Source organism: Legionella bozemanae (assembly GCF_900450575.1).
In the GTDB taxonomy this organism is placed as follows: Bacteria; Pseudomonadota; Gammaproteobacteria; order Legionellales; family Legionellaceae; genus Legionella; species Legionella bozemanae.
The window spans coordinates 171,522-195,543 of record NZ_UGGY01000001.1 but is presented as its reverse complement, the minus strand read 5'-3'; the positions used below and the strand labels follow the sequence as shown (position 1 = coordinate 195,543).

Here is a 24,022-nt window from a genome sequence, read left to right as displayed (position 1 = left end):
ATTTTATTAAGATTTATTAAAGGTGCATAGTATGCAATTTATTTTAGCATTCTCATTTTTCATCTGGTTTACTGATGCCTATGCATATTTAGATCCAGGGACAGGTAGTTTATTTATTCAGTCAACTATCGCTGCGATTGCTGGCGGGATTTTTATACTAAAAACATATTGGCATAAGCTGAAGGCAAAGTTATTTTCAAAAAGGGAAAAAGCTAAAGATGCAAACGATGGTGAATAATTGCAGTGCGCAGGTTTATAAAAAAAATGCCCATAAATCATCCTTTCGCGATCCTGGCAATCAGGTTTATAAAATAAACCATGAGATTTATCGCCAAATTAATCAGTCAGGGTACTCTGATTACCAACAATTAATGCAATCAGGACTTTATGATAAACTTCAGTCATTGAACTATCTTATCCCCCACCGTGAAGTTTCAATTGATTTTGCATTAGATGAGCGCGCATTAGTTGTTCTAAAACCAGATAAAGTTGCATTCATTTCTTATTGTTATGAATGGTCTTTTTCACAGTTTAAAGATACTGCATTGTTGACGCTTGCAGTTGCAAAACTTGCCATTCAATATGGGATGATTCTAAAGGATGCGAGTGCTTATAATATTCAGTTTCATCAGGGTAAGCCTATTTTCATTGATACAGGCTCTTTTACAATCTATGAGGAAGGAACACCTTGGAGCGCCTACAACCAATTTTGTAAGCATTTTTTAGCTCCCTTGCTGCTCATGGCAAAAGTAGATATTCGCCTTGGTATCTCGATGAAACAGTATATTGATGGCATACCACTTGATTTTGCTAGCCAGATGTTGCCTTTTAAAAGTAAATTGTCTCCTTCTATATTTGCTCATATCCATGCGCATGCAAAATTACAGCAGAAATATGGCGATATCAATACTGTTAAAATTAACAAACGTAAAATAACTAAATTAGGTCTCTTAGGATTATTAGACAATCTGAACTCATTAATAAAAAAATTAGAATGGTCCCCTATTAAAACAGAATGGGGAGACTACTATAATCAGACGAATTATTCTGATGCTGCAACGAAGCACAAGGCTGAAATTATCAAACAGTTTATTGCGGAAACTCAGGCAAAATTAGTTTGGGATATGGGCGGCAATAATGGTTTTTACAGCCGAATCATCTCGAGTCTTGGAGCCCAAGCTATATGTTTCGATATCGACCCTGTAGCAGTGGAAACGAATTATCAAAAAGTAAAAAAAGATAAAAGCGGACTTATCTTACCTCTCCTGCAAGATTTAACCAACCCAAGCCCTGCATTAGGCTGGGAACAAAATGAGCGCTGTGGTTTACAAGAAAGGGCAAATGCTGATTTAGTGATGGCATTGGCTCTGATACATCACCTGGCAATATCCAATAATGTTCCTTTAGAGCGTATTGCAGAATATTTTTCTAATTTAGGTGAATATTTAATTATTGAGTTTGTCCCTAAAGAAGATTCGCAAGTACATCGTCTTTTAGCGAGTAGAGAAGACATTTTTCCACAATATGAGATGAGCTCGTTTAAAAAATATTTTTCCCGCTATTACCATATCTTGGAAGAATGTCCTGTTTTAGAAACTTGCCGAACAATTTTTTTAATGAAAAAGATAAAATAAGTAACTCACGAGACTATTGCGAGAATGTAGCCACAGTTATCTATTTAAATCTGAAAAGGGCTGTCACAGCTTATTTACTACCTTTAAGAAAAGTGCCTTTAAGATATGAATAAGTAATGGCTTATTTTTCTGAGCATAGATCTATTGTCTTTGCATAGAATATGATCTTTTAACTTTCTTTAAAGCAACGTTGAATTGCTTAAAAAATGCTCCCTGCATCCCTGGCAGTTCAATAAACTTATACGTACATGAGGCGATAGGAATAAGAAGCCCTATTATTAGAAAACTTACTAAAAATTTAACGATAAGATCAGAATATAAGATATTAGGATACACTGCATTATTAACCAGTTTTAATACTAAATATTGCATTAAATAAATACTATAGCTAATTTGTCCTAGAGCTACTAAGGGCTTGGATTGTAGTAGTTTGGGCTTTCCTAAAACAATACAAATAAAGAGGGAACTTGTTAAAAGGAAATGCTTGTAATTATAAACTTCCGGAGTAAAAATTGAGCCTATTAACAGCGGCAATGAAAACCAAGAGAAAAATCTTGATAATCGGATGTTAACAGAGAAATTAGGAAAATAATGTACTATTAAAGCAGCGATACTACCTCCCATAAAAAACGGCCAAACAACTTTAGAAGAACTGTAAATGTAAAAATCACGCACAGCCAAAATAATTACAATAATTAATATGGCAATTCTTTTATTAGTCGAATATAAAGATATATAGTATAAGACAGGTAAAACTAAATAAAATCTCCACTCATAGCTTAATGACCATGCAATACCAATTAACTCCATTGCATTATATTTTTGAAAAACGAGGAGATCATAATTAGGTAAGTATAAATCGGTATTATGACCAATGAAACCGAAACTTAGGACATTAATACATCGTATAAAAGTATCCCAGATAAATACAGGAGTTCCCATATAATGCAAACTTAATAAAATGGTGCATAGGGATAAGAAGATATAAAGAGGCACAATTCTAAGAATACGTTTTTTATAAAAATCTGTGGGATTAATTCCGCTTTGAAGCGCCTTTTTAGTAAATAAATAGGCAGTCAGAGCAAAAAATATTTGAACACCAAGTCCTCCTATTCGGTTGCCTGTGAGAGGAATGCCAGGAATTTGCAAGTAAGATAATAAAAATTGATTGACATGACAGGCCACTACAGCCAAAGCAGCCAATCCTCTTAATCCCTCCAGCGCTTGTTCATTATTGCGACCCGTATCAACAATATGAAATAAAGATCTCCAAGGAAGTACGCTAAGGAATGCAATAAGAAAAAAAATCATAAAAAAGAATACTTGGACTATGACGTGAAACATAACTTATCCAATAAATTGTAAGACATTATAATATCCGTAGTCACCGCCACTATTTATATAAATCTGGTGTCAAATTACAGAAAATAAATTTGTACATAATTAAAAGGGCCTTCTATTATGCATGGGTTGGCCTTATTTTACTATAAGCTTGAGTAGACAAAGTATGCTAATTAATTTTGCAATGGGGGCAAATGGGGTCAACAGTCTCAGCAAAGCAAGTTCATATTTCACACAACACAGTTGTTACCGAATATGTTAAGATACCCCCTCGTTTTTAATTTGCTGTTTAAATTAAGTGCATTATTTTTTTGGCCGAAATAGGACAAGGCTGGAACATAGAAATGAAACACTTTTATCCTAATGAGAAAAATAAATGTTAGACACCTTATATAAAAACTGGCGCTATTTATTCATAACTGCTTTCTTTTTAACAGCATTACTTACCGCATTTTTAGCGGATAATAGTATAAATATACTAAGCCCCGAAGCATTATTTAGTTATCTCATATTAATGCTATTAAGCCTTATACCTGGATGCATCATGGTTTTTGCTAGTGTGCACATCCGAATTTTAACCGCAACGTTTCTAGTACTTTTGTTTATAATAAGTCAAATAAAAAGTTTTCCTGTTTTACCTTATGGATTAAAATACCGTTATGTAATACTTTTGGCTGCAATTTTTATTGCATGCATTTTCTATTACTTACGTCATTATTTAGACAAACTATTGTTTGTCTTTTTTGGAACACTATGGGTAGGAAGCTTTTTCATTTCCAAACATCCTTTATTAACAGTACAAAATTTTAATCAAACAAAAAATCATACAAATTTGAATCTTCCTCCTTATATTGAAGTTGTTTTAGATGAGCATATTGGCCTGGAGGGAATATCTCCCAAAGACGATCAGAATAATCTTGCTTCTGTGTTAAAGGATAAATACATCAATCTAGGTTTTAGAGTGTATGGTAAAGCTTATAGCCGAGACTTTCGCTCTCTCGCTTCGTTTGCAAGTTTTTTAAACTTCAAACCTATTGATAACTTAAAAGATTATATTTTACATAACTATGAAGAAGATAGACATATTCTTACCCAAAATGCGCTTTTTGAAACTCTTTCAAACAAGGGATATGATATCAACATTATACAAAGCTCCTACTTAGATCTGTGTGCAAAAAATAAAAACTTTAATTTGGTGAAATGTATAACTTATAAACATACTGCTCCTGTACCTGTAAATCCTGTGCTTAGCTCTAGCACAAAGTCTATTGCAATATTGGAACAAGTATTTTCTAAATTACGATTTAATTTTTCCAAAATTAAGAAAAGTAAAATCTGGTCTATGCTTCATTTACCTCAATCGGAAAATCAAAGTATATTGACTCCATCTACAGCCACTTACCAAGCGTTTAACGAGGTTGAGAAATTAGCAAAAACGGTACAAGTCAATAATGCCTATTTTATTCACTTACTCTTGCCACATGCTCCTTATGTATTTAATAAAAATTGTGAATATATTGGTGAAAGTCAAAACAAGACTAAGGCATATTTTGAGCAACTGGAGTGCACACACAAATTAATTGGCGCATTTTTAAAGACATTGGAGACAAATCAAAATACTAAAAATAGTATTATTGTCATCCACGGAGATCATGGTTCTAGAATAGAAGAACCGGACATCAGGTTAAACTATAAATTCACACCTGAGAATATTATCAAGAATTATAGTGCTTTTTTTGTGGTAAAAAACTCTTTTAATGAGCCAGGTTATGATCTGGCAGCTTTACCATTAGATTTTTTATTAAAAAACATTTTTACTAAAATAGAACGACCAACTCCTGATAGCATAAAAAAGACTATATATTTGCGCAGTGGAAAAGATTTTGATCTAGGAAAAAGAATAATGCCTAATTTTTCAAATGGAATTGTTTTGACTCAAAGTATAAAGAAAGCGTAGCGTCCTATACATTATATTGTTGAGCGCATTAAATTGATTGAATGAGAGTGCCATTAAATAAAAAAGCCAAAAGAATATGGGCAAAAGTTTAAATCATCGACTTATAAGCGTAACTAAATGTTTCGTGTCACAATATTTAAACATGCTTACTGCCCCTGCAACCGCAAAAAGTATTGGAATAAAAAAGCTAAAATTGATCCCAGTAAATTCAATGATTAAAACTATTGCTGTGATGGGCATTTTTTGAGCGGCAGCAAGAAATGCTGCTCCTCCAATAACAGCAAAAGCCGATATAGATATAGGAACACCTGGCAGCAAATAACTCCAAAGAATGCCTAAAACGACAGCCATTAAAGCGCCGTTTGCCAGAGAAGGAGTCAAAAGCCCTCCAGAAGCACCAGCTTGTACACTGGTACAGACAATTAAAATTCTAAGTATTAGGACAGCTACGGCAATTCCAAGTCCTAATATATTCCCATCAAATCCTAATTGCGCTGCAGAGCGCCCATTTCCTATTATCTCCGGGAAATAGATAGCTAATAAACCGATAATGAAAAAATTAAATAAACACGATACAATTATTTTCCAATTTCGCGGCGCTCGGCTTTGAGCTCTATTCGTAATCACTTTAAACCAATAAGCAGAAAAACCAAAAATGGGACCAGAAAGAATAGCCCAAATGACTATAGAGGGATCGAGTCTTAAATTAGGGATATGATATAATGATTGATTACCAAGGCCAATCCAGGAGATAACCACTGCTATAGCGGAAGTAGTAATCGCAGGGATTACTGCAAACCAGTGAAAAGAGCTTAAGAGAACTTCTAAAGTAAACATAGCACCACCAAAAGGAACATTATAGACTGCAGCCAATCCTGCTCCAGCAGCACACGCTACAAGTATTTGACTCTCTTTAGGATGCAGCTTCATTTTATTAGTCAACCAACATGCAAAAGTAGCGCCAAACTCACGAGGAGCGACTTCTCGTCCCATAGGAGAACCCAAGGCAACAGTAATAATTTGGAGTAGTACATGAACTAAAGTAGTTTTTATTGGCATGTACGGCCTGGGTGATTTAATTGCATTAGCAATACTAACTAAAGGACTACCATAACGAAAAACCGCCCACCAACCAAAACCGGCAATGAGGCCGCACAAAAGAAGAGCTACTACTCTTCTTGGTGCAGTCGAACCAGTGACAACTTCAAGAAAATGCTCGTCTGCCAGAATAGGAAATACTGTATGTTCATAGGCTAAGTGCTGAATAAAATGCAACAATATGGCTAAAAACATCCCTCCAAAACCAGAAACAATCCCAATAAAAATTGTGGCAATAAAAAGAAGATGCCATCGGGATGTTAAATGTTTGGTCATGAACTACTCCTTAAGTTATCTATTCATCACAAATTCAAAATCCTGGTGAAAAAACAGATTTGAGCTCAGGTTAGGTGAAAAATATGCTGAAAAAGCGCAGCATAGATGGCTATGTGAGCAATTTTCAGCATATTTTTCGCTCAAGATGAGCCGAATATGGCTTTTCGGTGAACTGTGCTGAATAGTTACCTCCTTAATTCATAACGGGATCTGATCGTTTAACTTTCCTGCAACTTGCAATTGATGAGCAACAATACGCGTTAGATAGTCAAATTCAATATTAACCTTTTGTCCAGGTTTTAAAAAGTTCAGGGTAGTATTCAGTAATGTGTGTGGAACAAGCATTAATTTAATGCTTTGATTCACAACTGAATTAATCGTTAAGCTGACCCCTTCAACAGTAATACTACCTTTAGGTATTAAATACAATATCGCGTTTGCATCAAAGCCGCTTAACTCAACTTCAACAAATTCATTAATGTGGTTTATGGAATGAATTTGTGCAATCGCATCGACATGCCCGCTTACGTAATGACCACCAAAACGCGTCGATGCAAGCATGGCCCGTTCTAAATTCACTTCATCACCGGCTCTTAGCTCTCCCAAAGTAGTCCTACTCAATGTTTCAGGAGAAACATCAAAACCCAATTTTGTGTCTTCAGAAGGCAATAAAGTTAAACATACTCCGTTTACAGCAATACTTTCACCTATTTGTAATTGTTCAAAAGCAGATGAAATAACTAACCGATGCGCACCATCATGGTTACTATTGCTAATCACGGTGCCTTTTTTTTCAATAATTCCGGTAAACATGCTTTCTCTTATTCCTGACTCAAATGTGTTCGTCTCTCATGCATGGTTTCCACACTATTAATCACTGTTTGCCGACAAATTTCTTGCATGACAGGAATCTCTTTCAGAGGGGTACCTTCATGAATGGTATAAGCAATTAGAAAACTATCGCGCCACATTTTCTCATTTCGTTTTTCCTTGGCTTTCATCCATAGAGAAACCCATAAGAAATGAAATTGCCATTTATCACGATGCAATTCCATTTCTTCGGAAAATACAGCGTCCATGGCGTCTTCCATACGACAGACTCTAATCCCGTCGACAAAACTGCTGTTATGGTTGACTATCTTATCAATTAAAGGATTCTCCAAATACCAGGATTCAGTAAATGATTTGGTTTTGAGCCAAGATTTTGAACGGCGCAAGGATTCAGAAATCGCTTCTTGCGTAAATGGGGTAACTTGTATGCTTAGTTGTTCAAAGAGATAATCGATATCCAGCTTTATAGGTCGCAAACGTACGCCCAGTAGCTCCTGGATTTCTAAAAACTGGACATTAGGAATCTCACCCTTCTCTATGGTAACCGCCAAGAAATGTTCTACCATCATCGTAAAATAAGATAGACTCACCTCACGCAAGGTCACATTTTCATCAAAAGCCTGAGTATAATAATTCTTCACATCCTTTGCTGAAACTGAAGGAGTTATCCATGCATCTTTAAGACCTAACTCATACTTTAATAACAAACCACAAAGTCTATTTTTCCTGTGTTTACGCACATGAAGAAAAATGCCTTGCGAGCCCGTACCATCTACTTCTGTCGCGCGAATGGTTGCTTTAGCTGCTTCAGGTTCTGGCGCAAACACAACGCCTCGCTTGCGTTGAATTTTTATCCATGAATCAAACAATTCATGATAATGCTTTGGATACCAATATTTGATTGTCTGCAACCGTGAAAGGGATATAGAAGAAAGCGTCACTAAACTTATAATTTGATCCAACGTGTGAACAGCAACTTCGCGAACCTCTGCTTTGGGATGCAATAAAATAAGTAAGGCGATATCAGCACCTTCTTCAATGTTGTACAAATCAGCCATTAGATCGACAAAAAAATCCGCCGGCATGGCATAACTTTGAGCGAAAAAGTTTTCGGCGATTTCAAAAACATTAAGATCAGATAATTCATGAATTAAATCACGAATCGCATCTAAATGTGAGACAGGTTCGCCTTCAGGAAGCAGCTCCTCTTCATCGCTGGCAAGTTCGTAATAGGCATTTTTTAGATCTTCGGTCAATTCGACATGTGATTCATAAAAGGAATTTAATACAGGCAGCCAAAAACTCAGTGTATGTTTGCGCAAGTTGATCATTGCGGCTAAGTGATCCATCAATTGGACTAATGTTTTTGCAGTAATTTTATTGTTGGATTCTGCCGCACCTTGCAATTGAGCAACACAAATATCTAAAGCAAAAACACAAGCAGAATAAACTGAAAGACCTTCATCCAGATTTTCTTCTAAGTTATTGATGATATCAATTAATTTAAAAGCAAGTTCAGGTTGTTGGAAAAATAAAGTATATAACTGGGGATCTGGCTCCGCATTTTGTTCAATCAGGGTAGCCATTTCAGTAAGTAAGCGGTACAGCTCTGACGAATTACTGGTCATATTTTTTTAGGCACCTGTCTTGGCCTGCGTTCTTCATCAATGGCAACAAAAACAAAAACGCCTTCAGTAACTTGATACGCGTCATTTTGAGTAGCAGGATGCGCCCATACTTCAACACTGAATGTCATAGAGGTGTTACCTTGTTTTAGTAAGGTGACATAACAACTAACAAGATCACCTACATGGACTGCTTTTAAAAAACTCATGGAGTGTATGGCCACTGTGGCTACTCGTCCCATTGCTAATCTTTTTGCCAATATTCCTGTGGCCAAATCCATTTGCGACACGATCCATCCACCAAATATATCACCATTGGCATTGGTATCTGCCGGCATTGCTAAAGTCTGGATAGCAAGCTCTCCCTTTGGAGTATTGCTCATGATTCACCATCGTATTTTAGTCTTTGTTCTCTATGTAGCCTGGGTACAGCAAAGCGGAACCCGGGGATTGAGAAATTTATTCATATCCGGAAACCCGGGTTCCGCTTTGCTGCACCCAGGCTACAATACTCAATGCTATGTTAAAAATTTTTAATTACGCTTTAACTTAGCTAATGCATCTGCCATTGCTGTATTAAATACCGTTTTTTTAACCGGCTCCACTTTTTTAGCCTCAGGTTTTTTCCTATGCTCCGTTTTTTTAACCTGAGGAGGCTTTTTCATTTCAGATGTTTTTGCTGGTTTTTTTATTGGTTGACTCACAGGTTCGTCTTCTAATTTCATGCTTAAACCAATGCGCTTTCTTTCCTTATCCACCTCAATAACCTTGACCGTCACAATGTCACCGGCTTTTACTATCGTACGTGGATCAGAAATAAATTTGTTCGTCATTGCTGAAATATGAACCAGCCCATCCTGATGCACCCCAATATCCACAAAAGCACCAAAATTAGTCACATTACTGACAACACCTTCAAGGATCATTCCTTCATGTAAATGTTCGATGTCTTCAACACCTTCTTTAAACTGTGCTGTTTTGAACTCTGGCCTAGGATCACGGCCTGGTTTTTCCAATTCACGCAACACATCTCTTATAGTAGGCAAACCAAATTGATCATCAATAAAGGCTTCTGCATTCACACTATGTAATATTTCTTTATTGCCGATCAGGTTCTTAATATCAATTTTCTTGTCTGCAATAATTTTTTCCACTAAAGGATAAGCTTCCGGATGAACACAAGATGCATCCAGTGGATTGTCTCCATTCATAATACGTAAAAAACCTGCTGCTTGTTGAAACGCTTTTTCACCCATACGATTTACGTTTTTTAATTCCATCCGGTTTTTAAACGCACCATGCTCATCGCGATAAAGCACAATATTTTTGGCCAGAGCTTCATTAAGACCAGAAATATGTGATAACAACGCGGCTGAAGCGGTATTGACATCAACACCTACAGCGTTCACGCAATCTTCTACAACGCCATCAAGACAACGAGCTAAGCGAGCTTGATTCACATCATGCTGGTATTGTCCTACCCCGATGGATTTGGCTTCGATTTTGACTAATTCGGCAAGCGGATCTTGAAGACGACGGGCGATAGAAACAGCTCCCCTTAAAGTGACGTCCAAATCAGGGAATTCCTGAGAGGCAATTTCTGAAGCGGAATAAACCGATGCACCTGCTTCACTTACAATAACTTTTGTCAGTTTTAAATCAGGATACATTTTTATCAAATCAGTAACCAAGCGCTCTGTTTCACGAGAACCTGTTCCATTACCAATACTGATTAAATTGACCTGATATTTTGCTGCCAATTTAGCCAAATCAGTAATTGCTTGATGCCATTCATTTTGTGGAGCCAGTGGGAAAATAACAGTGTAATCCAGCAACTTGCCTGTTGCATCAACCACCACCACTTTAACTCCGGTTCTAATTCCAGGATCAAGTCCAATAGTAATTTGTGGGCCTGCAGGTGCGGCCAGTAATAAGTCGCGTAAATTTCTGGAAAATACTTTTATTGCTTCTTCGTCGGCCATTTCGCGTAAGCGAGTCAGTAACTCCAGCTCCAACTTAGTAAATAATTTTATTTTCCAGGTCAGACGTATTGTTTCAAGTAACCAGCTGTCTGCTTTTCTTTGCTTATCCACAATATTGAAATGAGCAGCTAATTTATTTTCACCATAGGATAAATCATGCTCAGGTAAAGTAAGGCTCACTTGCAAAACACTTTCTCGCCGTCCACGGAACAAAGCCAAAGCACGATGTGAAGGAATTTTCTTAATTGCTTCAGAATAATCAAAGTAATCGGAAAACTTATTCACGGCTTCTTTTTTCTTGGAGCTGCCTGTTGATTTGACAATACCATGCTGCCACAAATATTCCCGTAGTTCATTAATCAAATCCGCATCCTCAGCAAAATGCTCCATTAATATATGGCGCGCACCTTCTAAGGCTGCTTTTGCATCCTCAATACCGGCCTCAGGATTAATAAATTGCACCGCTTGTTCTTCAGGATCCAGCTCAGGGTTGTTCCATAAAGCCTGCGCTAATGGATCTAAGCCTGCTTCTATGGCAATTTGCGCCTTTGTACGACGCTTTGGTCTGAAGGGCAAATATAAATCCTCAAGACGAGTTTTGGTGTCTGCTGCTAAAATACTCTTTTCAAGTTCTGGAGTTAGTTTCTCTTGCTCTCGGATAGACTGCAAAACTACAGCGCGACGTTCATCCAGTTCACGCAAATAAAGCACGCGCTCATCAATAAAACGTAATTTTATATCATCTAGTCCTTCAGTAGCTTCCTTGCGGTAACGAGCAATGAAAGGAATTGTTGCCCCTTCATTGAGCAGACGAATGGCTGCTTCTACCTGCGCTGGTTTAACTTTAATCTCTTGCGCAATAATTGCAGCTAATCTCAACATCTCTTGAGTCATTTACATCCCCGTAAAACATAAATATATAACAATGGATTACCTCATCCCTAAACCTTACTGGAATTGAACCCTGGGTGAAGGCATTGCCGTAGCCCAGGAATAGAGCATATCGTTGAACCCGTGGATGCTTCTTCCCAGGGTTACACATTTTTATACTGAAATCGCTCCACTTCTGTATCAGATGAAGGGTGAGTCGTTAAAAAAATCGCCACATTATTACTCAACAGTCACTGATTTTGCAAGATTACGTGGCTGATCAACATCTGTACCTTTTACAACCGCAACATGATAAGCCAGTAATTGTAAAGGAATCGTGTAAATGATTGGAGCAACCCATAAACCACAGTAAGGGACCTTAATCAAACGTGCCCCATTTGCACGCCAACTTTGGGTATCGTCAACAAAAACAAATAACTGCCCCCCTCGTGCACTGACTTCATGTAAATTAGATTTTAATTTATCCAATAACTCATCGTTAGGAGCAACAGCAACAACAGGCATATTTTCATCAACCAAGGCCAAAGGACCATGTTTCAGCTCCCCAGAAGGATATGCTTCAGCATGAATATAGGAAATTTCCTTTAATTTCAAAGCACCTTCTAGAGCCACCGGGTATTGTACGCCGCGCCCTAAAAATAAAGCATGTGCTTTATTAACAAAAAGGGATGCAAGGTCTTCGATTTCCTCGTTCATCTTTAATGCGCGTTCACAGCATGCAGGAAGCTCTTGTAATTGCTTTAACACTTCATTTGCCCGATTATCATGGCAAAGCGCTGCAGCTAACATTAAAAAAGCAGCCAGTTGCGTAGTAAATGCCTTAGTAGATGCCACGCCAATTTCTACGCCAGCACGTGTTAAAAAGACACAATCCGCTTCTCTGACCAAAGTACTTGTTGCCACATTACAAATAGCCAAACTAGCCAAATACTCCATATCTTTTGCTTTTTGCAAGGCAGCAAGAGTATCTGCGGTCTCACCTGATTGGGAAACGGTGATAAATAAAGTATCTTTGGGTACAACTACATCGCGATAACGATACTCACTCGCAATTTCAACCTGCGTCGGCAATCCAGCCAATGATTCTAGCCAATATTTAGCAATCATTCCGGCGTGATAACTGGTGCCGCAAGCAACAATGTGAATTTGCTTTACCAAAGGAAATATTTGAGAGGCACGCTCTCCAAAACTGGATTTAAGTACCTCAAGGCTATTCACACGACCTTCCAAGGTATCAGTCAGCACTTTAGATTGTTCAAACACTTCCTTGAGCATGAAATGTCGATAAGGGCCTTTACTCACGGTTTCAGCATCGCTCGTTAAAGGATGAAGCGGGCGCTCAACAAATGATTTGGATGAATCATAAATTGCTACACTTTTTGAGGTAATACAAGCGCTGTCACCCTCTTCTAAATAAATCACTGATTGTGCAAAAGATTTTAATGCCAATCCATCAGAAGCGATAAAATTCTCGCCTATACCCAAGCCTAGAACTAAAGGACTACCTTTACGAACAGCAACAAGTTCCATTGGTCTTTGTTGATGGATAACGCCTAAAGCAAACGCACCATCCATTTTTGCAGCTGCGGTTTGTACTGCTTCAAGCAAGTTTTCACTCTGAAGATAATAGTAATGAATTAAATGGGCAGCTACTTCAGTATCTGTTTCAGAGGTAAATTGATACCCTTGCATTACTAACTCATGGCGCAAAGTATCATGATTTTCAATAATCCCATTATGCACCAATGCAATTTGCCCATGGGATATGTGCGGATGTGCATTTTGTTCTGAAGGCCTACCGTGCGTTGCCCATCTGGTATGCGCAATGCCTGTATTTCCAGCAATAGCTGTTTCTTGCATAGCATCCGCTAAATTTTGTACCTTCCCCTGAATTCGCACACGTTGTAACAGTTCGTCATTATCGATTACGGCAATACCAGCAGAATCATAACCTCTATATTCCAAACGACGTAACCCTTCCAGTAAAATTTTACTGATATCCCTTTCAGACACAGCTCCAATAATCCCACACATACTATGCTCCTCGTTTCAACAACCGCATATGAACGATATATCAATAAAAAAAGGGCAATTATGCCATAAACATTTATAAATCACTAACATGTTCCGTATCGTGAGCTAAGAGGATGATACCGCAAATTGTTCCTCTAAAATTAAATGCCAAGAGAAAGGTGCAGATATAATTGAGAGTTCTGCAAAAAGAAAACCCGGGCTACGGCAGCGCTTTCACCCAGGCGATACTGGAAAAACTCTTAGCTACTCACAATTCTATTTACTCTATAGGATTTTGACACGTTACATCATATCCATGATATTTCATAGCCTTGCATACTTCAAAAGCAAGCAATCCATGGGCACGTGTACTTGGATGAATTTCATCCCAGAATAAATAACTCTCCGGAGTATCACATACTTGATAGTTCTTGTCTCCTGCAGCAAAGCTTGCATCCCTATATTGAAGCACTTGTGCATAACGTAATACGTAGTTGTTAGCAAAAGGCGAACTACGGAATGCATCATACATAGGAAGTTTCACATCAATACACGCTTCTGTAGTGTTAGTAAATCCATAAGTTTCCGGATTTTTTAAAGCACGTTCGAAATAATCGCTCATGTCGATATAGAGAAAATTTGCATCAGGGTAAATTTTTGCCCATTCCTGCATACGATTTCGAAGCCTGTCGTTGTGCATATCAATAGCATTATTCAAAACCTCTCTATCAGTGGTTTGCACTACGCGAGGTGTGTCGCCTATATGAGGCAGTCCCATGATTACAAAGCGACGAGCGCCAGCTTGCATTAATTTCATCACAGCAGAACCCGCACCGGATAAAACATTATCAACATAAGTACTCATTACTTCCGTGTTGTAATTATCTTCAAAGAATAAGACATTAATGTAATCATTACTCCCTGAGAAAATAAAAAACACGGTTTCCTTACTTAAAGCTGGGTGTTCTAATAAATAAGCTTGGACAGTTAAACCAAGACTTGGAGGAACCAACTTACCGACGATAAGATTTTTGATTGTTCCTAATGGATGACGAATCAAATTCCATACCGTTAATTGATAATCATAAGTTGCGGTCCAACTCCCCCCAAACGCACGGTTTAAATAAACTTCTTCATCCTCTGGGGCAATGGAAAGCATTTTTGCTAAATATTCGTTCCATACCTGGCCATTGGAGAAACGTGCATTCCAATAAGGTTTTCCTGGCAATACAGGAACTAATTTGATTTTACTAACCAAATTGGCAATATAGGGTGCCAATTGATTATCAAAAAAATCGGTAACTATGGCGATACCTGAATCCAAAACCATTTGCGGTACATAATATTCTTCGGCAAACTCAACCATTTTATTGAGAACAAATATTTTAAAAGGAGCGACTAAAAAAGCGGGATCTTCTTCCTGGCGTAAACTTTTAAGTAAGTGAGTGGTATTCCCTGTATCAGACAAGCTGTCGCCAAAAACCACCATAGACTTTACAGGAGTGGCGGCAAAACTTATGAACGGGACAAATAAACAAAGGATTAAGAACCAACGCAACTTCCGAATGTACTGGGCCATATTATCTCCTTATAAAATAAAGCCGCAAATGAAAGCAGATAGCTTTGGTATATAACAGTATGATCGCTGGTTAGTTTTTGTCAACGCATTTAGTTAATTTTTGCTTCATATTTAAACCAATAAGGCACCTAACCTAGGATGCATTTAATTCACGCCTATTGATTAAATTCTGTGTAAATGGTAATTTTTGCCGAATATTTTTGTTTCTCTTTTAGGTAGTACAATGGAAAAAATAGTAATCGCTGCATTTTATAAATTTGTTTCTTTGGAAAATTTTGAAACAATGCGCGAACCTTTGCTTGCTAAAATGCATGAAATCAAAATTAAAGGTACCATTATATTAGCCTCTGAGGGAATCAATGGAGGGTTTGCCGGTACTCGTGAACAAATGGATCTATTTTATCAATTCATTCGCCAGGATGAACGTTTAGCCGATTTAAAGTTTAAAGAAACTTTTGATAATGAAAACCCATTTGAAAAATCTAAAGTGAAACTTCGCAAAGAAATTGTAACTATGGGCATCAAAAATGTTGACCCTTTAAAATCTGCAGGAACCTATTTAAGCCCTGAAGAATGGAATGAATTAATTCAAGATCCCGATGTGGTGTTAATCGATACCCGTAATGATTATGAATTTGAATTAGGTACATTCAAAAACGCCATCAATCCCAGCACCGAAAATTTTAGAGATTTTCCGGAGTATGTGCGTGAACATTTACTTGATAAAAAAGATAAAAAAATTGCAATGTTTTGTACGGGTGGGATACGCTGTGAGAAATCCACTGCTTACTTAAAAGACCTGGGTTTCAAAAATGTCTATCATTTGTATGATGGCATTCTCAATTATATTGAACAAATGCCCCAAGAAAAATCGCTCTGGGAAGGGCAATGTTTTGTTTTTGATAACCGAGTAGCAGTTGATGCTCAATTAAATCGAGTCTATCCTCAATTACCACTGGATTACAAACATGATCGCAACAAAGAATAAATATGACAAATAAAAAACAATCCGATTCGACCATTGTGTTGAACCGCAAAGCAGGCTTTAACTATTTTATTGAGGATCAATACGAGGCAGGTTTAGTGCTTGAAGGTTGGGAAGTTAAAAGTTTACGCGCAGGAAAAATAAATCTGTCAGATGCACATATCATTATTAAATACGGCGAGGCCTTTTTACTTGGTGCCCAGATTCAACCACTCATAACCGCTTCGACACATTCTATTCCTGATCCAACACGTACACGCAAGTTATTATTGAATAAAAAAGAATTGAACCAACTCATCGGTAGTGTCGAACGCCAAGGCTATACTATAGTTCCCCTTTCTTTATATTGGAAAAAAAATAAAGTCAAAATAAAAATAGCTCTGGCCAAAGGTAAAAAAGAGCATGATAAGCGAGACTCCATTAAAGATCGTGAATGGCAAAGAGACCGTTCGCGCATTATGAAAAAAACAGGGAGAGAATAATGAATATAGGTGAATCCGTACCCGATTTTGCATTCACAGCAACGAATGGACTCAATGCTCGTTTGAGCGATTATCGAGGGCAATATGTAGTTCTTTATTTTTATCCTAAAGATGCAACCCCAGGATGTACTACAGAAGGGCAAGACTTTCGAGAGGCATATCCTCAGTTCCAAGAATTAAATACCCAGATATTTGGCGTTTCCCGCGACAGTTTAAAATCGCATGAAAATTTTAAAGCCAAGCAAAGCTTTCCTTTCGAACTCATTAGCGATCAGGACGAACAATTATGCCAAGTGTTTGATGTGATTAAAATGAAATCCATGTACGGCAAGCAAGTTCGCGGCATTGAACGCAGCACTTTTATCATTGACCCTCAAGGAAAATTAAGCAAGGAGTGGCGCAAAGTGAGTGTTAAAGGACATGTAGACGAAGTACTCAGTGCATTAAAATAAAAATTTTATTCTTGACTGAATCTTCTCCCCTAAGCAGAATGAAAGAAGCAATCAAATAATTGTAGCCTGGGTGAAGGCGCAGTCGTAACCCGAGACTGATGATAAAATCTCGGATTATGGCTACGTCTTAATACCATTAAGTGTCTGCACCTACGTTCCGCGGCTTGTCCGCGGAATCCAGGAACCTTCGATTATCACTGGATCCCGCGGACAAGCCGCGGGACGTAGGGTTCACTTAATGGCAGTACGGCTGCGCCTTCGCCCAGGCTACACGTTTTAATCACAAGGTGAATTTTATGGATAATAGCAATACCCGTCGAAAGCTGTTTGTACTGGATACCAACATCTTAATGCATGATCCTACAGCCATTTATCATTTTGAAGAGCATGATATCTATTTGCCGATGGTTGTTCTGGAGGAATTAGACAGCCACAAAACGGGTACATCAGAAGTAGCACGCAACGTACGTCAAACCAACCGCATGTTGGTGGAGCTCATGAGTAACGCGTCTCACGAACAAATCGTATCCGGATTAACGATACCTAACTATCTCAGCTCAGATAAAAAAAAATGCAGCGGCAAACTGTTTTTTCAAACCGATGAATTCGACCAGGTGGTTCCTTCCACTCTTCCAGGACATAAAGTAGATAATACGATTCTTGCAACTGCTTTGGGTTTACAAAAAAAATACGCGGGCAAAAAACAAGTAATTATTGTGTCAAAAGACATTAACTTACGTATCAAAGCAGGGATACTTGGAATTCTTGCAGAAGATTATTACAGCGACCAGGTATTGGATGATGTGAATCTGCTGCATAGGGGCCTGCACATTCTTGATAATAATTTCTGGGATACCCATGCTAAAGATATGGGATCATGGCAAGAAAGCGGTAAAACTTTTTATAAAGTGACAGGACCCTTAATCAATCAATGGAATCCCAATGATTGCATCAGTACTGAGGACGATCAATTTCAGGCGATTGTGAAAAAACTTGAAAGTGATCATGCAGTAATTCAGTTAATTCGCGATTACACAAAGCATTCCGTATGGGGAATTCATGCCAAAAACCGTGAACAAAACTTTTCTCTAAACTTGCTCATGGATCCAGATATCGATTTTGTGAGCTTACAGGGTCCGGCCGGAACAGGTAAAACGCTGCTCACCATTGCTGCAGGCTTAACTCAGGTTCTGGATCAAAACCGTTACACTGAAATTCTCATGACACGCGTGACGATTCCTGTAGGTGAAGACATTGGCTTTTTGCCTGGAACGGAAGAAGAAAAGATGACGCCATGGATGGGGGCTTTAATGGATAACTTAGAAGTCCTGCACAGTTCGCAAGTAGGAGGCAGCTTCGGACGCGGGGCAACTCAGGATTTATTACAAAACAAAATTAAAATTCGCTCCTTAAACTTCATGCGTGGGCGTACTTTTTTAAATCGCTACATTATCATTGATGAAGCGCAAAACCTAACTCCCAAACAAATAAAAACTTTAGTCACTCGGGCTGGACCAGGATCCAAAATTATCTGCCTCGGCGATATCAAACAAATCGATACCCCTTACTTGAGTGAAACCACTTCGGGTTTAACTTTTGCAGTAGATCGTTTTAAACACTGGGAACATAGTGCGCATATGAGTTTAACTCGTGGAGAACGCTCAAGACTTGCCTTTTATGCCGCAGAACATTTATAGTATGCACTTTAAGGATTTACCATGACTGACTATGCCATCACTTTTGATGACGTTCTCCTTGTTCCTTCGTACAATCACCACGAATCAAGAAGAGTAGTAGAAACCACCAGTACCGACAGGCTGGGTAAATTGACCCTCGAACTCCCTGTAATCAGCTCGAATATGGATACGATTACTGAAAGTGATATGGCTAATTTCATGAGCTCTAAAGGGGCGATGGGCGCCTTGCACCGCTTTATGTCCATCGAAGAAAATATCGAAGAATTTAAAAAGTGTCTCAATAAAGTTTTTGTTTCAGTTGGCTGTACTGCAGCTGAATTGGAACGAGCAGAAGCCTTACGTGATGCAGGAGCTGACTATTTCTGTGTGGATGTTGCGCATGCTCATGCCAAATATGTAGGAAAAACTTTAAAAAGCTTACGCCATATACTTGCTGACCGCTGTATTATGGCAGGAAATGTTGCCACCTACGCTGGCGCTGATTATCTTGCTTCATGCGGTGCTGACATCATTAAAGCAGGTATTGGCGGTGGTTCTGTGTGCAGCACCCGCATTAAAACAGGTTTTGGCGTGCCCATGCTAACCTGTATTCAAGATTGTTCCCGTGCTGACCGCTCTATTGTAGCTGATGGTGGAATAAAAACCTCTGGCGATATAGTTAAAGCTTTGGCTTTTGGTGCCGATTTTGTCATGATTGGTGGAATGTTAGCAGGTACATCACCAACCCCTGGTGAAGTCATTCAAAAAAAAGATGGCAGCAAAGTGAAGCGTTATCGTGGAATGGCCTCCAAAGAAGCGCAAGAAAACTTCTTGGGACAAATGCATGAATGGAAAACTGCTGAAGGCGTAGCAACTGAAGTTCCCTTCAAAGAAAGTCCTGATGTAATCATTGCCGATATAGTGGGTGGTTTAAGATCCGGGCTTACTTATGCTGGCGCTGATACAATTAGCGAGCTGCAGCGTAAATTAAATTATGTAGTCGTCACCCAAGCTGGACGCATTGAAAGTTTACCGCACAAATTATTGGGTTAGAATAAAGAATGATAAACCTGGGTCAAAGCGAAACCCGGGTTTATCGAACACAAATCCCCGAGTTCCAACTTCGCTTGATTCGTTACATATTAAATTGCACGTCACTAGTGAGATCTTTATCTTTTTCAGAAGTAGACGTAGGTGTGGTTGGTTTGTCTGTGAGCAAGTCGTCCCAGCCCTCCATATCGCCAAATGCTTCACGCGCTTCCGCCAATAAATCATCAGATTGAGTACTTTTCGGAGCATCCATTTTCAGATCGTCATCCTTTTTCATGCTATCTTGAATCGATTTTGTAGCCTGGTTTATAGCATCTGTAAGCCCCTTACTGACCATATCAGGCAGAGAACTTATTGAATCTGTAAACTGTCCAACCGCCTTCCCCATTGCGGTATTACTGATACTCTTACCGATGTCATCCAGTTTGTCACCCGCTTCTTTCTTGAGTTGTTGTCCGAGATCTTCTGCTTTAGCAGCTATTGCATCCTTCAACCCACCTACAGCTTTTCCCAGCTCTGTATTTGCAGCTTTATCCCAACCTGCTTTAGCCACATCTTTTAAGGCATCGTTGATGCTTCCATTAATATCTGCAACCATCTTCTGCAGATCTTCATTCAGCGCAAGATAAGGGTTTTTTTCCTGGCTCTCTTCTTTCTTCTTTGGAGCAGTTTTTTTAGGCTCCTCTGGCTGAGCTTTTTTCTTATCTTCCTCTTCGTCCCCCTTCGTTGCTTTTGGCTTGGGCTCCTCAACAGTAGGAACAACAACTTGCGGCTGTTGTGGGGGGGGCGTAGGATTTGGTTTTGAACTCTCATCTACAGTTTTATCAGTACCCATAAGTCTTAACCTCGACAATCTACCCCTATTACGTTAAAGATAGCACATTATAAGAAACATTGCCTTTAATAATAGATAGCGTAGATCCAATATTTTCAGATACACTAAATCTTAGCAAGATTCATTGCTTGATGATTTTTTTCAACCATAATTTACAATAACTTTGCAAAATAGACTTCTTGAAAAGTGCGGAGAGACACAAAGCGGAGAACTGGAAGTATGAGGATTTGTGCACCGCATCGACGAAGCATCTCGTCTTCTTTAGTAGAGTATAGAAAGAAGTCTAATAAATGCAACCTATACGGAATGATTATGAATCCTAACGATTTTCGCTTCATGCGCCGCGGCAAACAATTGTTTGATTTAAAAAGAGAAGATGTTGCACTCCTTAAACCAATTAGGCAACGGGGAACAAAAACAGATCACGCATTACTGCTTTTACATGGATTTACTTCTTCGCCAGCTGTTTATCGCTATCTAATTCCTCAATTAAATCAGTACGATGCTTTATTTTGTCCTGCATTACCAGGGCATGCAGACAGCATCACTGCTTTTGCACAAGCTAAGGCCAAAGATTGGCTTGAGTGTGCTACCCAAGAATGTGACGTGTTATTTAAAGAATATCAAAAAGTAGATGTACTCGGATTATCTCTTGGCGGTATATTGGCGTGTCAGTTGAGTGCGCATTTCACATTCAATCATATGTTTCTTTTAGCCCCTGCGTTAAAATTGCAGATGAATACTCATCAGAATCTAAAACTTCTTATCGCACTGCAAAAGCTTGGATTTTGCGAACTACGAGGTAGGGCAGGTAATCTCACCACCAATGAATATGCTGAAATATCCTATAGAAAGATTCCAATTCCTGCGTTGATTGAACTGTTTACCCTGATTAATGAATATCAATGGGTAACACCAAACTGCCCGATTGATCTCTTTTTGGGGAGTCATGACAGTGTTGTGGCCTCAAAAGAGGTAGAAAAAATGTTCTCTCATTTACCTAACACGACCATACATTGGCTAACACACTCAGCACATGTTTTACCATTAGATAATGATCTGGATATGATTGTGCAGTGCATTAATCAACGTACGCCGGGTGAAAAACCGTCTCCTCTGTTAGGAGAAGAAGAGATGCTTGCGACTGGAATATAGTGACCTGGCTGCTTGCAGCCAGGATCTAATAATTCGATAAGTTATTCAGCTCAAACTAAGGGTTATCCCCGGCTGAAGGTTGCGTTACAATTTGATGCCATTTTGAACTACCCTCTCCTACGGTCTGCGGCTTGGCCGCAGGGCCCACCCAGGTACAGATATCTGGATTCTGCGGACAAGCCGCAGAACGTAGATGATTTTAGATGTCATACTCCTTAAAGTCAGTGTGACTTTAAGGAAACTGCTTGTTGTAACGTGTGAAATCTTTCAGATCATATTGATTCCACTCACGCATATCCAATACGGAACCATTATAAGCCATAAAATCTGCTCGTGTGGTTGGTAAATTAAAATAATAAATATCACTGGCATCAGTAGCCAAATTGCTCTGATGTTTCACCGCTGAAATCTCGGCAACAGCATGATCATGAGTCCTCACAAAACTGCGTTGCGCACGCAAATAACGTCCTTTAAAGCGTGCATTTCCCCAAAGCTCAACATCAAGTCGATTTACTGCACCCGCTAATTGAATTGTTGTTTTCTGTTTCGCACGTACAGTTAAGGTATCCGTTTTAACCCAATAAAAACTGATCCAAGCATTTCCTTGCATGGTTAAATTAGATAGATTAGCAACACCTGAAAGTTGTACCTTTGGACTTTCCTGCAGATGAACCTGTAAGCTTGGGCTTGTTAATCCACTAATTTGGGTAAGCCCTTTGCCTTTTATATCCAGAACACGCAAGCCAATAGATCCTCCTAATCTTACATTTCCAGTATTTACCAAATAAACATCCAATATACTGGTGTGCAGCCTGTCCCCTGTGATTAAAGGCGTACCATTAGCCGTCAAGCGGTTAAGAAACCGGCCTCTAACCTCAGCATAAACTGGGCCAAATTTTGGATAACCACCGCCTAGAACCAAATACAGAGTATTTTGTATTACTTCAACTTTTATCGCCGCCAAATCGCGCGCATCACCTGATAAAATTACTTGAGGATTTTTATAACCTGTATGCAAACTGATATTGATTTGCCCTTGCGCATTAACCTGATTGAAAGCAGAGACTTGTCTGACTTGTTTTGTCTTAAGCGCTTGCGGAGGAGGTAGCGGTTGATTTCTGGGCGCATGATGCGCGCAAGAAGCTAATAAAAAGACAATTAGAATCAATAAATAACACTGCTTTAGCATAGACTTCATTCCCGTATCAATAATTTCTCTACATTAGAGGAAGTTCTGACAATGTGCAAGGCTACTAAAACCAACTTCCTTTATTAAAATTAGAAAGCATGACATTGGCAGGACAAGTATCATTCACTTGAGAATTAGGCGCACTATCAACTAGAGACTCTAAAGATTCATCGAAAGGAATCAATGCAGGCAATTGAATATAAATGTCAACTAATATGCCATTTCTACATCCTAAATAAACTTTCCCGGAATTATTTTTACCAAATGCTTGGCCTACCATCTTCCGCAACACAGTTAAAGGAACCTTTTGCCCCTGATGTTCCGTTAAATAATGCCCCAAAACAGAATTATCCACTGCTTCAGTCAAACGCATGGCCAGTGAAAAATATTCATCGGCAGATAAAATTTGACAACTGCCATGTTTATTCCATTCATGACGCTCCAAACAGCTTCCATAACGATAACTGGGCATTATCTTTTGCAAATGCTCAGATACCGAGGATGATAAATTTAATGGAGGATAGGCACAGTGATTGGATTTCTGCTTTACGCCACAATATCCATAACTTTGTCCGCAGGCATATTGATTGGGCCATAAACCATGTAAGGTCAGATGTTTTGCTTGATAGGAATTTTTAGGTAAATGCATGCACTCGGGTTTACCTGCTTCATATCCATATGTTTGACAAAAACCCGGCTGCGAACTAAGCGCCAAGACATAAGAATCAGACATGCCTGCATGCGTATCACACGCATCACCCAGCGCAACAGAAGCAATAACGTTAACAGAAAAAACAAGCAACAACAGGATAGGGAGCTTTTTCATTAAGACACTCCGTGTCAGGCTTCTTTTGAACATTATACAGAAGAAGATGATGAATGCCAGTTTTTTATTTTTACATAACCCCATTGAATTTTAATGAAAAAATTTTAAATAAGGTGTCTAGTTCAAATACTAAATCAACCCTAGT

General features: G+C 38.7%; 20 protein-coding genes. 9 read left to right on the top strand and 11 right to left on the bottom strand.

All coding sequences use genetic code 11. The annotated features are described in order from the left end of the window. Positions 1-31 precede the first annotated feature (31 nt). Entirely contained in the window at positions 32-238 is a 207-nt protein-coding gene (locus DY223_RS00910) for a hypothetical protein (RefSeq protein ID WP_058458920.1), read from the top strand. Continuing rightward, the gene (locus tag DY223_RS00905) at positions 219-1,634 is read left to right on the top strand and encodes an SAM-dependent methyltransferase (RefSeq protein ID WP_244944208.1); all 1,416 of its coding nucleotides are present in this window, start codon (positions 219-221) and stop codon (positions 1,632-1,634) included. The genes DY223_RS00910 and DY223_RS00905 overlap by 20 nt, the downstream gene beginning before the upstream one ends. Before the next feature lie 141 nt (positions 1,635-1,775). Here DY223_RS00905 and DY223_RS00900 read toward each other — a convergent pair whose 3' ends face one another. Next, positions 1,776-2,978: an acyltransferase family protein gene (locus DY223_RS00900; protein WP_058458918.1), complete on the bottom strand. Its 1,203-nt coding sequence runs from the start codon at positions 2,976-2,978 to the stop codon at positions 1,776-1,778. A 373-nt stretch (positions 2,979-3,351) separates the two neighbouring features. Between DY223_RS00900 and DY223_RS00895 the strand changes: the two genes are divergently transcribed. Next, positions 3,352-4,932 (top strand): sulfatase-like hydrolase/transferase, encoded by a 1,581-nt coding sequence (locus tag DY223_RS00895; RefSeq protein WP_058458917.1) that lies wholly within the window; start codon positions 3,352-3,354, stop codon positions 4,930-4,932. A 93-nt stretch (positions 4,933-5,025) separates the two neighbouring features. Here the strand turns inward: DY223_RS00895 and DY223_RS00890 are convergent, their stop codons facing one another. The 7 genes from DY223_RS00890 to plaC form a co-directional block, all read right to left on the bottom strand. After that, positions 5,026-6,306 carry a chloride channel protein gene (locus DY223_RS00890; protein WP_058458916.1) on the bottom strand — a complete coding sequence of 427 codons (1,281 nt, stop codon included), beginning with the start codon at positions 6,304-6,306 and terminating at the stop codon, positions 5,026-5,028. A 198-nt stretch (positions 6,307-6,504) separates the two neighbouring features. Next, positions 6,505-7,119 (bottom strand): riboflavin synthase, encoded by a 615-nt coding sequence (gene ribE, locus DY223_RS00885; protein WP_058458915.1) that lies wholly within the window; start codon positions 7,117-7,119, stop codon positions 6,505-6,507. Between the two features lie 8 nt (positions 7,120-7,127). Then, positions 7,128-8,765, bottom strand: coding sequence for a hypothetical protein (locus DY223_RS00880; RefSeq protein WP_058458914.1), 1,638 nt, complete (start codon positions 8,763-8,765; stop codon positions 7,128-7,130). Further along, on the bottom strand, positions 8,762-9,145 hold the full coding sequence (locus DY223_RS00875; protein WP_058458913.1) for an acyl-CoA thioesterase: 384 nt from the start codon (positions 9,143-9,145) through the stop codon (positions 8,762-8,764). Before DY223_RS00875 ends, DY223_RS00880 begins: the two co-directional genes overlap by 4 nt. A 150-nt stretch (positions 9,146-9,295) precedes the next feature. Continuing rightward, positions 9,296-11,638, bottom strand: a complete 2,343-nt coding sequence (locus DY223_RS00870) for a Tex family protein (RefSeq protein ID WP_058458912.1) — start codon at positions 11,636-11,638, stop codon at positions 9,296-9,298. Positions 11,639-11,854: 216 nt separating this feature from the next. After that, entirely contained in the window at positions 11,855-13,669 is a 1,815-nt protein-coding gene (gene glmS / locus DY223_RS00865; protein WP_058458911.1) for a glutamine--fructose-6-phosphate transaminase (isomerizing), read from the bottom strand. A 259-nt stretch (positions 13,670-13,928) separates the two neighbouring features. After that, positions 13,929-15,227 carry a lysophospholipase/glycerophospholipid:cholesterol acyltransferase PlaC gene (gene plaC / locus DY223_RS00860; protein WP_058458910.1) on the bottom strand — a complete coding sequence of 433 codons (1,299 nt, stop codon included), beginning with the start codon at positions 15,225-15,227 and terminating at the stop codon, positions 13,929-13,931. A 223-nt stretch (positions 15,228-15,450) separates the two neighbouring features. Between plaC and trhO the strand changes: the two genes are divergently transcribed. The 5 genes from trhO to DY223_RS00830 all read left to right on the top strand — a co-directional run bounded on the left by trhO (position 15,451) and on the right by DY223_RS00830 (position 19,875). Then, positions 15,451-16,215 (top strand): oxygen-dependent tRNA uridine(34) hydroxylase TrhO, encoded by a 765-nt coding sequence (trhO, locus tag DY223_RS00855; RefSeq protein WP_058458909.1) that lies wholly within the window; start codon positions 15,451-15,453, stop codon positions 16,213-16,215. Positions 16,216-16,217: 2 nt separating this feature from the next. After that, entirely contained in the window at positions 16,218-16,694 is a 477-nt protein-coding gene (gene smpB / locus DY223_RS00850) for an SsrA-binding protein SmpB (protein ID WP_058458908.1), read from the top strand. Continuing rightward, positions 16,694-17,146, top strand: coding sequence for a peroxiredoxin (locus tag DY223_RS00845; RefSeq protein WP_058458907.1), 453 nt, complete (start codon positions 16,694-16,696; stop codon positions 17,144-17,146). Before smpB ends, DY223_RS00845 begins: the two co-directional genes overlap by 1 nt. Positions 17,147-17,442: 296 nt before the next feature. Further along, positions 17,443-18,843 (top strand): PhoH family protein, encoded by a 1,401-nt coding sequence (locus DY223_RS00835; RefSeq protein ID WP_058458325.1) that lies wholly within the window; start codon positions 17,443-17,445, stop codon positions 18,841-18,843. A gap of 21 nt (positions 18,844-18,864) precedes the next feature. Then, positions 18,865-19,875, top strand: coding sequence for a guanosine monophosphate reductase (locus DY223_RS00830; protein ID WP_058458324.1), 1,011 nt, complete (start codon positions 18,865-18,867; stop codon positions 19,873-19,875). An 82-nt stretch (positions 19,876-19,957) separates the two neighbouring features. Here the strand turns inward: DY223_RS00830 and DY223_RS00825 are convergent, their stop codons facing one another. Then, the gene (locus DY223_RS00825) at positions 19,958-20,707 is read right to left on the bottom strand and encodes a hypothetical protein (RefSeq protein ID WP_058458323.1); all 750 of its coding nucleotides are present in this window, start codon (positions 20,705-20,707) and stop codon (positions 19,958-19,960) included. A 312-nt stretch (positions 20,708-21,019) separates the two neighbouring features. On the opposite strand from DY223_RS00825, the gene DY223_RS00820 reads away from it, so the two are divergent. Further along, on the top strand, positions 21,020-21,862 hold the full coding sequence (locus DY223_RS00820; RefSeq protein ID WP_082642398.1) for an alpha/beta hydrolase: 843 nt from the start codon (positions 21,020-21,022) through the stop codon (positions 21,860-21,862). A gap of 232 nt (positions 21,863-22,094) precedes the next feature. On the opposite strand, the gene DY223_RS00815 is transcribed toward DY223_RS00820, so the two are convergent. Together DY223_RS00815 and DY223_RS00810 are read right to left on the bottom strand one after the other, a co-directional pair. Continuing rightward, positions 22,095-23,051 (bottom strand): GIN domain-containing protein, encoded by a 957-nt coding sequence (locus DY223_RS00815; protein ID WP_058458322.1) that lies wholly within the window; start codon positions 23,049-23,051, stop codon positions 22,095-22,097. Positions 23,052-23,115: 64 nt separating this feature from the next. Then, positions 23,116-23,877 carry a ribonuclease T2 family protein gene (locus DY223_RS00810; RefSeq protein WP_058458321.1) on the bottom strand — a complete coding sequence of 254 codons (762 nt, stop codon included), beginning with the start codon at positions 23,875-23,877 and terminating at the stop codon, positions 23,116-23,118. Positions 23,878-24,022 lie beyond the last annotated feature (145 nt).

Bases quoted from the DNA above. Each gene is read 5' to 3' on its own strand.
- DY223_RS00910 (WP_058458920.1), top strand. From the start codon at position 32: ATGCAATTTATTTTAGCATTCTCATTTTTCATCTGGTTTACTGATGCC.
- DY223_RS00905 (WP_244944208.1), top strand. From the start codon at position 219: ATGCAAACGATGGTGAATAATTGCAGTGCGCAGGTTTATAAAAAAAAT.
- DY223_RS00900 (WP_058458918.1), bottom strand. From the start codon at position 2,978: ATGTTTCACGTCATAGTCCAAGTATTCTTTTTTATGATTTTTTTTCTT.
- DY223_RS00895 (WP_058458917.1), top strand. From the start codon at position 3,352: ATGTTAGACACCTTATATAAAAACTGGCGCTATTTATTCATAACTGCT.
- DY223_RS00890 (WP_058458916.1), bottom strand. From the start codon at position 6,306: ATGACCAAACATTTAACATCCCGATGGCATCTTCTTTTTATTGCCACA.
- ribE (WP_058458915.1), bottom strand. From the start codon at position 7,119: ATGTTTACCGGAATTATTGAAAAAAAAGGCACCGTGATTAGCAATAGT.
- DY223_RS00880 (WP_058458914.1), bottom strand. From the start codon at position 8,765: ATGACCAGTAATTCGTCAGAGCTGTACCGCTTACTTACTGAAATGGCT.
- DY223_RS00875 (WP_058458913.1), bottom strand. From the start codon at position 9,145: ATGAGCAATACTCCAAAGGGAGAGCTTGCTATCCAGACTTTAGCAATG.
- DY223_RS00870 (WP_058458912.1), bottom strand. From the start codon at position 11,638: ATGACTCAAGAGATGTTGAGATTAGCTGCAATTATTGCGCAAGAGATT.
- glmS (WP_058458911.1), bottom strand. From the start codon at position 13,669: ATGTGTGGGATTATTGGAGCTGTGTCTGAAAGGGATATCAGTAAAATT.
- plaC (WP_058458910.1), bottom strand. From the start codon at position 15,227: ATGGCCCAGTACATTCGGAAGTTGCGTTGGTTCTTAATCCTTTGTTTA.
- trhO (WP_058458909.1), top strand. From the start codon at position 15,451: ATGGAAAAAATAGTAATCGCTGCATTTTATAAATTTGTTTCTTTGGAA.
- smpB (WP_058458908.1), top strand. From the start codon at position 16,218: ATGACAAATAAAAAACAATCCGATTCGACCATTGTGTTGAACCGCAAA.
- DY223_RS00845 (WP_058458907.1), top strand. From the start codon at position 16,694: ATGAATATAGGTGAATCCGTACCCGATTTTGCATTCACAGCAACGAAT.
- DY223_RS00835 (WP_058458325.1), top strand. From the start codon at position 17,443: ATGGATAATAGCAATACCCGTCGAAAGCTGTTTGTACTGGATACCAAC.
- DY223_RS00830 (WP_058458324.1), top strand. From the start codon at position 18,865: ATGACTGACTATGCCATCACTTTTGATGACGTTCTCCTTGTTCCTTCG.
- DY223_RS00825 (WP_058458323.1), bottom strand. From the start codon at position 20,707: ATGGGTACTGATAAAACTGTAGATGAGAGTTCAAAACCAAATCCTACG.
- DY223_RS00820 (WP_082642398.1), top strand. From the start codon at position 21,020: ATGAATCCTAACGATTTTCGCTTCATGCGCCGCGGCAAACAATTGTTT.
- DY223_RS00815 (WP_058458322.1), bottom strand. From the start codon at position 23,051: ATGCTAAAGCAGTGTTATTTATTGATTCTAATTGTCTTTTTATTAGCT.
- DY223_RS00810 (WP_058458321.1), bottom strand. From the start codon at position 23,877: ATGAAAAAGCTCCCTATCCTGTTGTTGCTTGTTTTTTCTGTTAACGTT.